This is a genomic window from Methylobacterium brachythecii (assembly GCF_014196345.1).
In the GTDB taxonomy this organism is placed as follows: domain Bacteria; phylum Pseudomonadota; class Alphaproteobacteria; order Rhizobiales; family Beijerinckiaceae; genus Methylobacterium; species Methylobacterium brachythecii.
Genome location: NZ_JACIDN010000002.1, coordinates 236,507 through 249,758, shown reverse-complemented (window position 1 = coordinate 249,758; position 13,252 = coordinate 236,507). Strand labels below are relative to the sequence as shown.

Sequence of the window (13,252 nt, the reverse complement as noted above, 5' to 3'; positions counted from 1 at the left end):
AACGGCCGCAGGTCCGCCGAGCCACCTCACCGTGTCATGCGGCGAAGTTCGTCGAGCATGTCAGCGTGCGCCACGCCGCGATCTCGTCCCCCATCTGAACGAGCTTGTTTTCGACGAGGCCGAGCGCGTCCTCACCCAGGAACAGGCGCGTCGGCGGCCGCTCCGCTGCGACCAGTTGGAGGAGTGCCCGGGCCGCCTTGCGCGGATCGCCGGGCTGCTGGCCGCTCTTGGTGCTGCGCGCGGCGCGGATGGGATCCATGGTGGCGTCGTAATCGGGGATACTGCGCGGGGTCCGGTCCATCGAGCGGCCGGCCCAGTCCGTGCGGAACTGGCCCGGTGCCAGCGCGGTGACGTGGATCCCGAACGGCGCGACTTCCTTGCCGAGGGCCTCCGAGATGCCTTCGAGGGCAAACTTGCTGCCGCAATAGAAGCTGATGCCCGGCATCGTGATGAAGCCGCCCATCGAGGTCACGTTCACGATGTGGCCACGACGGCGCTCGCGCATGCCGGGAAGCACGGCCTTGATCATCGCGACCGCGCCAAAGACGTTTGCAGCGAATTGCCGTTGGAGATCGTCCATCGACGACTCTTCGAGCACGCCCTCGTGGCCGTAGCCGGCATTGTTGACCAGGACGTCGATCGGGCCGACCTCGGCCTCGACCCGCGCGACGGCGTCCGGGATCGCGGCGTAATCGGTGACGTCGAGAAGCAGTGGATGAGCTCGCTCCGAAGAGCCGAACGTCTCGGCATCCTCCGGGCGGCGCACCGTACCGACGACGCGATGGCCGTCCGCCAGGGCTTCGGTCGCGAAGGCGCGGCCGAGGCCCGACGCGACACCTGTGATGAGGAAGGTCTTGGAATGCGTCATACGCGCTCACCGATCGTTTGTGCCACTTCTATATCATGATATAAATCAGAATGTCCTCCGACAAGCCCCGCCCGTCATCGACGGTGCCAATGCGCGAGCGCGTTCTCGATGCGGCCGAGCGCCTGCTGACCCAGGACGGTGCCGCCTTCTCGATGCGCGAGCTGGCCGATGAGGCAGGCGTCAGCTTCGCGACGCCCTTCAATCAGTTCGGCAGCAAAGCGGGGATCATGCAGGCGCTGTCGGCGCGCCGGATCGCATCGATGCGCGAACGACTTGCGCAGGCTGCGTTGCCCGCGAGAGCCGTCTCGCGCGTGTTGGCCGCCGTCGAGATCGCCGTGGCGGTAATGTTGGAGGCGCCGGGCGTGAACCGCGCCGTCATGGGCGCGCTCGGCGCCCCGAGCGACGCTCCCGGCGATGTCCTGGCGCGCTCCAGCGGCCTTTGGGCCGAAGCGCTCGCGGATGGGAAGGGTCTCGCCTCCGCGACGCGCATCCGGGCGTTGTCGGTGCTACCGGATCAGCTCGCCTTTGCGTTTCGCGGCGTGCTGTCCTTCTGGACCGCCGGAGAACTCGACGACGAAATGTTGGGTCGCCGGGCACGCAGCGCGGCTGCGGCGGCGCTTCTCGGATTCATCGGGCGTGAGGATCGCGCCGAGGTTTTCGTCCTTCTGGAGGAGTGACACCGCCGTCGCGGCCAGACGATCGGCCGCAGCGCTTGCTCCCCATCCCCCATTCTGCTAACGGCACCGCCCATCCCACACGCGGAGGCGGCCTCATGCCTGAATGAGGCCTTTCCGGTGGCCGGCATTCAGTCGGCTACATCCCCCGCGGCGGAAATAACCGGAGAGAACACGGATCATGGCCGTCGATTTCACTATGCGTCAGCTCCTCGAAGCGGGCGCCCATTTCGGTCACCAGTCGCACCGCTGGAACCCGAAGATGCAGCCGTACATCTTCGGCACGCGCAACAACATCCACATCATTGATCTCGCTCAGACCGTGCCGGCGCTCCACGCCGCGCTGCAGGCCGTGAGCGACACGGTTGCCAAGGGTGGCCGCGTGCTGTTCGTCGGCACCAAGCGCCAGGCTGCCGAGGCGATCGCCGAGAGCGCCAAGCGCTCCGCCCAGTACTACGTCAATTCCCGCTGGCTCGGCGGCATGCTGACCAACTGGAAGACCATCTCCGGCTCGATCTCGCGTCTGCGCAAGGTCGACGAGACGCTCGAAGGTGGGGCCACGGGCCTCACCAAGAAGGAGCGCCTCATGCTGACGCGTGAGAAGGACAAGCTCGAGAAGGCGCTCGGCGGCATCAAGGACATGGGCGGCGTGCCCGACCTGATCTTCGTGATCGACACCAACAAGGAGCAACTGGCGATCAAGGAGGCGAACCGCCTCGGCATCCCGGTCGCCGCCATCGTCGACACGAACTGCAACCCCGACGGCATCACCCACATCGTTCCGGCCAACGACGATGCTGGCCGCGCGATCGCGCTCTACTGCGACCTGATCGCCCGTGCGGCGATCGAGGGCATCGGTCGTGGCCAGGGCTCGTCGGGCGTGGACGTCGGCGCCTCCGAGCAGCCGGCCCCCGAGGAGCTGCCCGTCGAGGAGAGCCATGCGCCGGCTTCGATCGAGTCCGATGCCATCACGCAGGCCGAGGTTGCCGCGCTGGCCGATTCGACCGAGCATTTCGAGCTGCTTCCCGCCCCGCGCGGCGCGCCGGACGACCTGATGAAGCTCACCGGCATCGGCCCGCAGATCGTGCAGAAGCTCAACGATGCGGGCGTCTGGCACTACTGGCAGGTCGCCGCGATGCAGCCGGAGGACGTGACCAAGCTCGACGCCGAGCTGAAGCTCAACGGCCGTATCGATCGCGATGGCTGGATCGCCCAGTCGCGCGGCTTCCTCGACGCCGCCGCTGTGTAAGGTCCGCCTGGATGGGGCTCCGGCCCGGTCCGACTTGCGTCATTTCACTGCAAAGCCCGGCGCTTAACCCAAGCGCCGGGCTCACTCACTTCAAAGACCCGTCCGCAACCCCGTTTGCGCCACCCCTTCGCTGAAAGAGATTCACATGGCCGAGATCACCGCAGCCCTCGTCAAAGAGCTTCGCGAGAAGACCGGCGCCGGCATGATGGATTGCAAGCGCGCGCTCACCGAGGTTGCCGGTGATCTCGAAGCGGGTGTCGACTGGCTGCGCCAGAAGGGTCTCGCCAAGGCCGCCAAGAAGGCCGGCCGCGTCGCCGCCGAGGGCCTCGTCGCCGTCGAGTCCTCCGGCCATCACGCCGCGCTCGTCGAGGTGAATTCCGAGACCGACTTCGTCGCCCGCAACGACAGCTTCCAGGCCTTCGCCCGCGAAGCCGCCAAGCTCGCCCTCGATTCCGACGGCACCCTCGAAGGCCTGCAGGCCAAGACGTTCCCAGGCTCGTCCGAGACGGTCAACGACACGCTGCAGGGCCTCATCGCCACCATCGGCGAGAACATGACCCTGCGCCGCGTCGCCAAGCTCGACGTCGCCAAGGGCGTGGTGGCCAACTACGTCCACGGCCCGATCACGCCGGGCGCCAGCCTCGGCAAGATCGGCGTGCTCGTGGCTCTCGAGTCGAACGGCGACGTAGACTTCCTCTCGACGCTCGGCCGCCAGATCGCCATGCACGTCGCCGCGACGAACCCGGTGGCGCTCGACGCGGCCGGCGTCGACCCGGCGGTGCTGGAGCGCGAGTCGAACATCCTGCGCGAGAAGAACGCCGGCAAGCCGGACCACGTCATGGCCAAGATCATCGAGAGCGGCCTGAAGAGCTACTACAAGGAGGTCACCCTCCTGGAGCAGCCTTTCGTCCACGATGGCTCCAAGACCATCTCCCAGGTCCTCAAGGAGGCCGAGGGCAAGGCCGGCGCGCCCGTCACGCTCAAGGCCTTCGTGCGCTACGCCCTCGGCGAGGGCATCGAGAAGGAAGAGGGCCCGGATTTCGCGGCCGAAGTCGCGGCGATGTCGCGCTGATTCCTTTCGGTTTTTCGAGTCAGTTCTCCGAAGGGCGGCCGCGAGGTCGCCCTTCGTCGTTTCCGGTCCTCTTCCGTCATCGCTTCGCTGCGCTCGCGATGACGGAAGGGCCATCCGATGAATCCGGTTTCCCCGTCCCCCGCCATGTTCTAGAAGCCCCGACATCATTTCAGTCGGATGGCGGCCGGGCCCGCCGATGGGGAGCCTTCGATGCCGGAGACGACGCCGTTTCGCCGCGTGCTCGTGAAACTCTCCGGGGAGGCCCTGGCGGCGCCCGATGGATATTGGTTGCATCCTCAGACACTTGCCGCGCTCGCCGAGGATATCGGCCGAGTGGTTGCCGAGGGCATCGAGATCGCGGTGGTGGTCGGCGGCGGCAACCTGATCCGGGGCGCGCGCATCTCGCAGGCCGGCTGGATCGACCGGGCGACCGGCGACTCGCTCGGCATGATGGCCACCGTCATGAACTCGCTGGCCATCGAAACGGCGCTGAACGCCGCCGGCGTCCCGGCCCGCACGATGTCGGCGGTCTCGATGCCGACGATCTGCGAGACCTATGCCCGTCAGCCCGCCCTGCACCATCTCGACAAGGGCCAGGTCGTGGTCCTCGCCGGCGGCACCGGCAACCCGTTCTTCACCACCGACACCGCCGCCGTGCTGCGCGCGGCGGAGCTGCGCTGTGACGCGGTGCTGAAGGCGACGCAGGTGGACGGCGTCTATTCGGCCGATCCGAAGAAGGACCCTTCCGCCACCCGCTACGACCGCCTCACCCACGACGAGGCCATCGCCCGCGACCTCAAGGTCATGGACACGGCCGCCTTCGCGCTCGCCCGCGAGAGCCGGCTGTCGATCGTGGTTGGTTCGGTGCATGCGCCGTCCTCCGTCACGGCGATCCTGACGGGCGCTGCGCCCTCGACCCACGTCGTGCCCTGAGATCGGCTCGCGGTCGATTTTCAAGGGTTTCCAGGGCGCGACAGGCGGTTGCCCATTTGCGAGGCTGCCCAATTTCGTCCATGGAAGCCGCAATCGAGCCCGGCCCTTCGCCGGCCGGGTCTCGCATCGAAAACCTGCCTCACGGCGCGCTTCTCCGACGACTCTGTCCAGGTCTCGTTGACGAACGCCGTGAGCCGCGACGGGACGACTTGAGACCATGGCCGCAATCCCAGACTTCGACCTCGCCGACATCAAGCGCCGCATGCAGGGCGCCGTGTCTTCGTTGAGCAAGGATCTCGGCTCGCTGCGCACGGGACGCGCCACGCCGAGCCTGCTCGACCCGATCCAGGTCGACGCCTACGGCGCCATGATGCCGATGGCGCAGGTCGCCACGGTGAGCGTGCCCGAGCCGCGCCTGCTCTCGATCTCGGTCTGGGACCGCGCGATGATCACGGCCGTCGAGAAGGCGATCCGCGAATCCGATCTCGGCCTCAACCCGCAGACCGAAGGCCAGACCATCCGCCTGCGCATCCCCGAGATGAACGAGCAGCGCCGCAAAGAGATGGTGAAGGTGGCGCACAAATACACGGAAGAATCCCGCGTCGCCGTGCGCCATGTGCGCCGCGACGGCCTCGACCATCTCAAGAAGCTCCTCAAGGACAGCCTGATCTCCGAGGACGACGAGAAGCGTCAGGCCGGCGACGTCCAGAAGGCGACGGATCAGTACATCGCCGAGATCGACGGCGTGCTGGCGAGCAAGGAGAAGGAGATCATGCAGGTTTGAGACCCGCATGATCGGATCCCCGGTGATCCGCCAGGTTTCAGCGCGGAGGCGCGCCGGATGACGTCCGGAAAGACGCAGGCCTTCGCGACCCGCGAGTTCTTCGAGCGTATCGCCTCGGCCGTCGTGCTCGGCACCGTCGTGCTCGGGGCGCTGGTGCTCGGCGGCTGGCCGTTCGCGCTGATCTGGATCGCCGCCGGCGTCGTCGGCGCCAGCGAATGGTTCACCATCACGCGGACGTCGCCCGTCCTCGCGCTGACTCTGGTGAACGCCGCGGCGATCGCCGCCACCTGCGCTGCCATCCTGCTCGACGCGCCAGCCTGGGCCGTTCTCGGGATCGCCGTGCTTGCGGCCGGCGCGCTCGCGGGGCTTGCCCGAGGCGGCGCGGCCGCCCGGCTCAACGCCGTCATCGGCTATGCCGGCGGGGCCATCGTCGCCCTGGTGCCGGCGCTGCTGCGTGAGGATCCCGGCATCGGCATCGTGGGGCCGGCCTGGATGTTCGCCGTGGTCTGGTCCACCGACATCATTGCCTACTTCACCGGCCGCACCATCGGCGGCCCGAAGCTGATGCCGCGCGTCAGCCCGAAGAAAACCTGGTCCGGCGCGCTCGGCGGACTCGCAGCGGGCACGCTCGCCGGTGTCGCCGTCGTGCTCGTTGCGCGCGGCTCCGGCGTGGCCGCGCTCCCGCTGTGGCTGGTCGCCCTTGCGAGTGCCGCCGCCTCGGTCATCAGCCAGGCCGGAGACCTTTTCGAGTCGTCCCTCAAGCGCCGCTATGGCGTGAAGGATTCGGGCCGCTCGATCCCCGGCCATGGCGGCGTGATGGACCGGCTCGACGGCTTTTTCGCCGTCTCGCTGCTGGTCGGGCTATATCTCTTGGTTCACGCTATCCTGGCCCGCACCGCTCTGCCGGCCTGAGAGGACACATCTTGCTCACCGTTTCCATCCTCGGCGCTACCGGCTCGATCGGCGCCTCTACCGTCGATCTGCTGGCGCAGCACAAGGATCGCTTCCGCGTCGGCTCCCTCGTCGGCGGCCGTGATGCGGCAGGGCTCGGCAAGCTCGCGCGTGAGCTGAACGCCTCCTTTGCAGCCGTGGCCGACGAGAGCGCCGGGCCGGCGCTCGCCGAGGCGCTCGCGGGCTCGGGCATCCCGAGCGGCGCGGGCGAAAGTGTGGTGCTGGAGGCGGTCTCGCGCGATGCCGACATCGTCGTAGCAGCGGTGAGCGGGGCGGCGGGCCTCAAGCCGACGCATGCGGCTCTGCGGCTCGGGCGCACGATCGCGCTTGCCAACAAGGAGAGCCTCGTCTGCGCCGGCGATGCCTTCATGCGCGATGCCAAGCGCTACAACGCGCTGCTGCTACCCGTGGATTCCGAGCACAACGCCCTCGCTCAGGCGCTCGGCGGCGGTCCGGTCGATGACGTCGCGAAGATGACGATCACAGCCTCCGGCGGTCCGTTCCGCACCTGGAGCCGCGAGCGCATCGCAGCGGCGAGCGCGGCGGAGGCCGCCAAGCATCCGACCTGGTCGATGGGGATGAAGATCAATATCGACTCGGCCTCGCTGATGAACAAGGGCCTCGAGCTGATCGAGGCGCATCACCTCTTCGCCATCGGGCACGACCGCCTCGACGTGATCGTCCACCCGCAATCCATCGTGCACGGCCTGATCACCTGGCGCGATGGTGCGGTGACCGCAGGCCTTGCCATGCCGGACATGCGCGTGCCGATCGCGCATTGCCTCGGGCTCGGCGACCGCCTGACGATCGAGCGGGGCAGGGGGCTGGACCTCGCGGCCACCGGCAGCCTGACCTTCGAGCCGGCCGACGAGGCGCGGTTCCCCTGCCTCAGAATCGCTCGTGCGGCTCTCGCCGACGGCGGTTCGGCGCCGACGGTGATGAACGCGGCCAACGAGATCGCGGTCGCGGCCTTCATCCGCGGCGAAATCTCATTCTACGGCATCGCCGAATTGGTGGAGCGGGCCTGCGAGCATTTCGCTCCCGTCTTCCGAGCCGCGCCCGCGGATATCGAGGAGGCCCTGGCCATCGACGCCGAGGTACGCGCCTGGTCGGAGCAGGCGCTGCCCGAGACCCGCGCGGCCGGCTGAATCCGGGCGGGGACAGCGGGGAAAGCGGGCAGCGTTCGCCGGCCCGGCTCGCGCGCACGGCCTTAACCGTGCGACGATGCGCGGTTGCTGCTACGCTTGCATCCGGGCGCCGACCGGATCACGACGGCCGTGGCGAAGGGATCATGCGATGGACTTTCTGACGGCCATGACCGGCACGGCGACCGGTTTCTTCGGGACGCTGCTCACCTTCGTCCTGGTGCTCACCGTCGTGGTCTTCATCCACGAGATGGGCCACTTCCTAGTCGGGCGCTGGTGCGGCGTCGGCGTTCACGCCTTCTCGATCGGCTTCGGACCGGAGCTGATCGGCTTCAACGACCGCAACGGCACGCGCTGGAAGCTCTGCGCCATCCCCCTCGGCGGCTACGTGAAATTCGTCGGCGACGTGAACGGTGCCAGCGTGCCGGATGCGGAGGCCATCGCCCGGATGGACCCTCGCGAGCGTGCGGTCAGTCTTCCGGCCCAGCCCGTCGCCAAGCGGGCGGCCATCGTCGCGGCCGGTCCGATCGCCAACTTCATCCTCGCTATCACGGTGTTCAGCGGCGCGATCTGGATGAGCGGCCGCTACGAGATTCCGGCACGCGTCGAGGCCGTGGTGCCGAACAGCGCCGCCGCACGCGCCGGCTTCGAAGCCGGCGACGTCATCAAGGCGATCGATGGCAACGCGGTCGACACCTTCGGCGGCATGCAGCGCATCGTTTCGTCGAGCGCCGATTCGAGCCTGGTCTTCACGGTGCAGCGTGGCGGCGGCGAGACGCGGCTGACGGCCACGCCCGAGACCATCGAGGAGACGACGCCGTTCGGGAAGCATCGCCTCGGCCGCCTCGGCGTCCAGGGGCCGAAGGGCAGCGATGGCAAACTCGTCCAGTACGGCCCGATCGACTCGCTCGTGCTCGGCTCGCAGGAGACCTATTTCATCGTCGAACGGACCTTCAACTTCCTCGGCAAGCTGGTCGTCGGCCGGGAATCGGTCGACCAGCTCTCCGGGCCGATCGGGATCGCGCGGGTCTCCGGTGAAGTCGCCCGCGTCGGCGGTGTCAGCGGGATCATCAACTGGATCGCCTTCCTGTCGGTGTCGATCGGTCTGCTCAACCTGTTTCCGATCCCGCTGCTCGACGGCGGCCACCTGCTGTTCTTCGCCTGCGAGGCGATCCGCGGCCGCCCCTTGAGCGAGCGCGTGCAGGAGATCGGCTTCCGCATCGGCCTCGGCCTCGTCGCCCTGCTGATGATCTTCGCCACCAAGAACGACGTCTTCAACGTCGTGGCGTCCTGGACTGCCGGCGGGACCTGAGGCTTTCCTCCTCGACGAGCGGGCGCGCTGGCGCGTCCGGGCCGGACATAAGGGCCGCCATTCCGGTTTCCGCTGCGCGGGCCCGGAATGGCGGCCTTTCTGTGTCGGCACCGGTTCGCGTGACCGCCGCCGGAGCTCTGCTTGCCTGCCACGAAAAAGTCCGAAAACCGATGGTTCACGAACCCTGAAGACGCTTCAGGGTCATTCCTGAAACATGAGATTTTTTCGTGGTTTACGACTCGTTCACCGTGTTGTGCGATCGTTTGGAACTGCCTCTCCTCGTTAAGTTGCCCGAAGGCCACGACCCAGCAGAATCCCGAAGGGTCGTCCCTACTTGCCGTTGCTTCGCCTCGGATTCCCGATAGAAGCGTGGCTGGGACCAGAGAGCGTCACACCACAAAGGTGGGCGTCTGCGGGTGCAAACCCGCGCTGATAACAATGAGACGGGCGAATACATGATGTCGATGACGGGGAAACGCCGGCGTAAGTCGGCGGAACGGACCATCGTCCTGATCGCCACTGCCGCCGTCGGCGTCGTTGTGGGCGGCGCCGCTTATGCGCAGCAGATCGTCGTCGAAGGTAATCGCAGAGTGGAGGCGGGCACGATCCGCTCCTACGTAACCGGGACCGCCTCCGGATCGCCCGAAGAGGCGCGCCGCAACCTGCTCTCCACCGGCCTCTTCTCCGATGTGAAGGTGTCGAACCGCGGCGGCACCACCGTCGTGACCGTGCGTGAGAACAGCATCATCGGCCGCGTGTTCTTCGAGGGCAACAAGAAGCTCGAGAAGGCGACCCTGCAGGGCGTCGTCGAGTCGAAGGATCGCGGCGCGCTGAGCAATGCCGTGGTCGCTGCCGACGTCGAGCGTATCCGCGAGACCTATCGCCGTTCGGGCCGCGGCGGCGCCAAGGTGACCTACCGTCTGGTCGATCTCGAGAACGGCCGCACCGACGTGGTGTTCCAGATCGACGAAGGCGACAAGACTGGCGTCCGCGAGATCCTGTTCGTCGGAAACAACGTCTATTCCGAGCGGACCCTCAAGGGTCTGATGACCACCACCGAGATGAACTTCCTGTCGTTCATCAAGACCTCGGACGTCTACGATCCCGATCGCATCGCCTCCGATCTCGAGATCGTCCGCCGCTACTACCTGCGCAACGGCTACGCCGACTTCCGCGTCGCCAACGCCGATGCCCGTTACGTCGACGGTGGACCTGACGGCGATGCCGGCTGGGTGATCACCGTCACTGTCGAAGAGGGCGAGCAGTACACCGTCGGCGCCGTTTCCGTTGATACCCGCGTGCCGGGCGTCGATCAGGGCTCGGTCGAGGGCGAGGTCCGCGCCCAGGTCGGTGACGTCTACAACGCCGAGGACGTCGAGAAGACGCTCACCGGCATCACCACCGAGGTCAACCGCCAGGGACTCCCCTTCGCCCAGGTTCGCCCGACCGGTCAGCGCGACCGCAACACGCACCAAGTCGCCCTCGGCTTCGTGGTCGAGGACGGCCCGCGCGTCTACATCGAGCGCATCAACGTCCGCGGCAACACCCGCACCCGCGACTACGTCATTCGCCGCGAACTCGATCTCGGCGAGGGTGACGCCTACAACCGCGTCCTCGTGGAGCGCGCCGAGCGCCGCCTGAACGGTCTCGGCTTCTTCAAGAAGGTCCGCTTCTCGAACGAGCCTGGCTCGGCACCCGATCGCGTCGTCGTGAACATCGACGTCGAGGATCAACCCACCGGTTCGTTCTCGGTCTCGGGTGGCTACTCGACCCAGGACGGCATCATCGGCGAGGTTTCGGTCTCCGAGTCAAACTTCCTCGGCCGCGGCCAGTACGTCCGCATCGCCGGCACCGGCGGCCAATACGCCAAGGGCGTCGACTTCTCGTTCACCGAGCCGTACTTCCTCGGCTACCGCCTCGCGGCCGGCTTCGACGCCTTCTACAAGTACTCCGACCTGACCCGGTACTCGCGTTACGAGACCACGGTTTATGGCGGCCAGCTCCGCATCGGCCTGCCGATCACTCAGGAACTCGGCGTCACCTTCCGCTACTCGCTCTACAACACCGAGCTGAAGGTCCCGAACACGATCAAGCAGCCATACAACGACTGCTCGAACCCGATCCCGGGCTATACGGCTCTGAACCCGGCCGGCACCATCGATCCGGTGAGCGGCCGTAACGTCGGCGGCCTGGCAGCCTATCCGACCTGTGCCTTCGACGGTGAAGCCTCGATCGCCCTCAAGGCGTCGCAGGGCAACACGTTGACCTCGCTCGTCGGCGCGACGCTCGCCTACTCGACGCTCGACAACGTCGCCCGGCCGACCAACGGCTTCTACGGCGAGATCAAGCCCGACATCGCCGGCCTCGGCGGCGACTCGAAGTTCTTCCGCGTCACCGGCGATGCTCGCTACTACAAGGAGCTCTACGAGGACGTCGTCGGCTTCGTGCGTATCCAGGGCGGTAACATCAGCGCTCTGACCGACGAGAAGCTGCGCATCACCGACCAGTTCTTCCTCGGCCCATCGCTCGTCCGCGGCTTCGCCCCGAACGGTCTCGGTCCGCGCGACGTCGGTACGACCGACACGCAGTCCAACGCCGTCGGCGGCACCACCTATGTCGGCGGTACGGTCGAAGTTCAGTTCCCGATCTGGGGTATTCCGAAGGATCTCGGCCTGAAGGGCGCCTTGTTCGCCGATGCCGGTACGCTGTTCGGCTACAACGGCAAGACGCAGTTCGACGTGAACCGCGACGGCGCCATCAACGGCATCGCTCCGGGCGGCTTCTGCGGCTACTCGAACTTCGGCAACAACGCGATCAAGGTCGAGCCGGAGTGCTTGAACGTTCGCGACAAGCCGATCATCCGCTCCTCGGTCGGTGCGTCGATCCTGTGGAACTCGCCGCTTGGACCGATCCGCTTCGACTACGCCTACGCCCTCTCAAGGGACGAGGGTCAGAAGATCTACGCTGCGGACGGCACTCTGCTCGGCCGCGTCGGCAAGGATCAGCTTCAGGCCTTCCGCTTCTCCGGCGGCTCGCGCTTCTAATCGACCCGATACGTCGCCCGGTTCCCGGGCGGCCCTCTCCAAAAGCCCGGAAGCGCTCGCCGCTTCCGGGCTTTGTCGTTCCCGCCGTGTTGGCATCGGGGTCGATCCGTGGTCTTGGACCGTCGGACGCAAACAGACCCTCGTGATCGCCCGATGTCGGACTGCATTTTCTTCAAGCCCAACGGCAACTTGAGCCTCGCCGCCATTGCCGAGGCGGCAGGCGTCACACTGCCCGAGGGTGCCGATCCGGACGCCGTCGTCACCGGCGCCGCCTCACTGGAGAGCGCTGGGCCGGACGACCTCGCCTACATGGACAACGCCCGCTACGGCGACGCCCTGGCGGCGACGCGGGCGCGGGTCTGCCTCGTCTCGAAGCGCTTCGCGGCCCGGGTGCCGGAGGGAACGCTCGCCCTCGTGACCCGCGATCCCTACCGGGTCTACGCGACCCTGCTCGGACGTCTGTACCCCGATGCCCTGCGGCCTGGCTCGCTCTTTGCCGCCGCGGGCGTCTCGCCCGGCGCCCACGTGCATCCCGAGGCGCGCTTGGAGCACCGCGTGCGCGTCGATCCCGGCGCCGTGATCGGCCCGGGTGCGGAGATCGGCTCGGGCAGCGTGATCGGTCCCGGCACGGTGGTCGGCCCCGGCGTCTGCATCGGCCGCGACTCCTCCATCGGTGCCGGCGCGACCTTGACGAACGCCCTGGTGGGCAACCGCGTCATCGTGCATCCCGGCGCGCGGATCGGCCAGGACGGCTTCGGCTTCGCCATGGGGGCGGGCGGTCATCTCAAGGTGCCGCAGATCGGCCGCGTCATCGTCCAGGACGACGTGGAGATCGGCGCCAACACCACGATCGATCGCGGCGCCAGCCGCGACACGGTGATCGGGGAGGGCACCAAGATCGATAACCTCGTGCAGATCGCTCACAACGTCGTCATCGGGCGGCACTGCGTCATCGTCTCGGGCGTCGGCATCTCCGGCTCGACGACGCTGGAGGATTACGTCGTGCTCGGCGGCCAGGTCGGCGTGGTCGGCCATCTGCGCATCGGTATGGGATCGCAGATCGCCGGCTCCTCCAACGTCAACCGGGACGTGCCCCCGGGCTCGCGCTGGGGCGGCACGCCGGCCAAGCCGGTGCGCGCCTGGTTCCGCGAGCTCACAACGCTGGCCCGTCTCGCCGAGCGCGGCGCGGACAAGGGCGGTGAGCCGGAGGCGTGATCGAG

At 67.5% G+C, this 13,252-nt stretch carries 11 protein-coding genes; 10 read left to right on the top strand and 1 reads right to left on the bottom strand.

Annotated features, from left to right (window positions below; translation table 11 throughout):
- Positions 1–34: 34 nt before the first annotated feature.
- Entirely contained in the window at positions 35–868 is an 834-nt protein-coding gene (locus GGR33_RS05230) for an oxidoreductase (protein ID WP_183502627.1), read from the bottom strand.
- Positions 869–957: 89 nt separating this feature from the next.
- On the opposite strand from GGR33_RS05230, the gene GGR33_RS05225 reads away from it, so the two are divergent.
- The 10 genes from GGR33_RS05225 (at position 958) to lpxD (ending at position 13,247) form a co-directional block, all read left to right on the top strand.
- Positions 958–1,545: a TetR/AcrR family transcriptional regulator gene (locus tag GGR33_RS05225; protein WP_246412859.1), complete on the top strand. Its 588-nt coding sequence runs from the start codon at positions 958–960 to the stop codon at positions 1,543–1,545.
- Between the two features lie 178 nt (positions 1,546–1,723).
- Positions 1,724–2,791 (top strand): 30S ribosomal protein S2, encoded by a 1,068-nt coding sequence (locus GGR33_RS05220; protein ID WP_183502623.1) that lies wholly within the window; start codon positions 1,724–1,726, stop codon positions 2,789–2,791.
- A gap of 145 nt (positions 2,792–2,936) precedes the next feature.
- Positions 2,937–3,863 (top strand): translation elongation factor Ts, encoded by a 927-nt coding sequence (gene tsf, locus GGR33_RS05215; protein WP_183502621.1) that lies wholly within the window; start codon positions 2,937–2,939, stop codon positions 3,861–3,863.
- 210 nt (positions 3,864–4,073) lie between these two features.
- Positions 4,074–4,796 (top strand): UMP kinase, encoded by a 723-nt coding sequence (gene pyrH / locus GGR33_RS05210; protein WP_183502619.1) that lies wholly within the window; start codon positions 4,074–4,076, stop codon positions 4,794–4,796.
- 217 nt (positions 4,797–5,013) lie between these two features.
- Positions 5,014–5,580, top strand: a complete 567-nt coding sequence (gene frr / locus GGR33_RS05205) for a ribosome recycling factor (protein WP_183502617.1) — start codon at positions 5,014–5,016, stop codon at positions 5,578–5,580.
- 57 nt (positions 5,581–5,637) lie between these two features.
- Positions 5,638–6,492 (top strand): phosphatidate cytidylyltransferase, encoded by an 855-nt coding sequence (locus tag GGR33_RS05200; protein WP_183502615.1) that lies wholly within the window; start codon positions 5,638–5,640, stop codon positions 6,490–6,492.
- A gap of 8 nt (positions 6,493–6,500) precedes the next feature.
- Positions 6,501–7,679 (top strand): 1-deoxy-D-xylulose-5-phosphate reductoisomerase, encoded by a 1,179-nt coding sequence (dxr, locus tag GGR33_RS05195; RefSeq protein ID WP_183503529.1) that lies wholly within the window; start codon positions 6,501–6,503, stop codon positions 7,677–7,679.
- Between the two features lie 148 nt (positions 7,680–7,827).
- Positions 7,828–8,988, top strand: coding sequence for an RIP metalloprotease RseP (gene rseP / locus GGR33_RS05190; RefSeq protein WP_183502613.1), 1,161 nt, complete (start codon positions 7,828–7,830; stop codon positions 8,986–8,988).
- A 455-nt stretch (positions 8,989–9,443) separates the two neighbouring features.
- The gene (gene bamA, locus GGR33_RS05185) at positions 9,444–12,032 is read left to right on the top strand and encodes an outer membrane protein assembly factor BamA (RefSeq protein WP_183502611.1); all 2,589 of its coding nucleotides are present in this window, start codon (positions 9,444–9,446) and stop codon (positions 12,030–12,032) included.
- A 153-nt stretch (positions 12,033–12,185) separates the two neighbouring features.
- Complete coding sequence (gene lpxD, locus GGR33_RS05180) at positions 12,186–13,247, top strand: UDP-3-O-(3-hydroxymyristoyl)glucosamine N-acyltransferase (RefSeq protein WP_183502609.1); 1,062 nt, start codon at positions 12,186–12,188, stop codon at positions 13,245–13,247.
- Positions 13,248–13,252 lie beyond the last annotated feature (5 nt).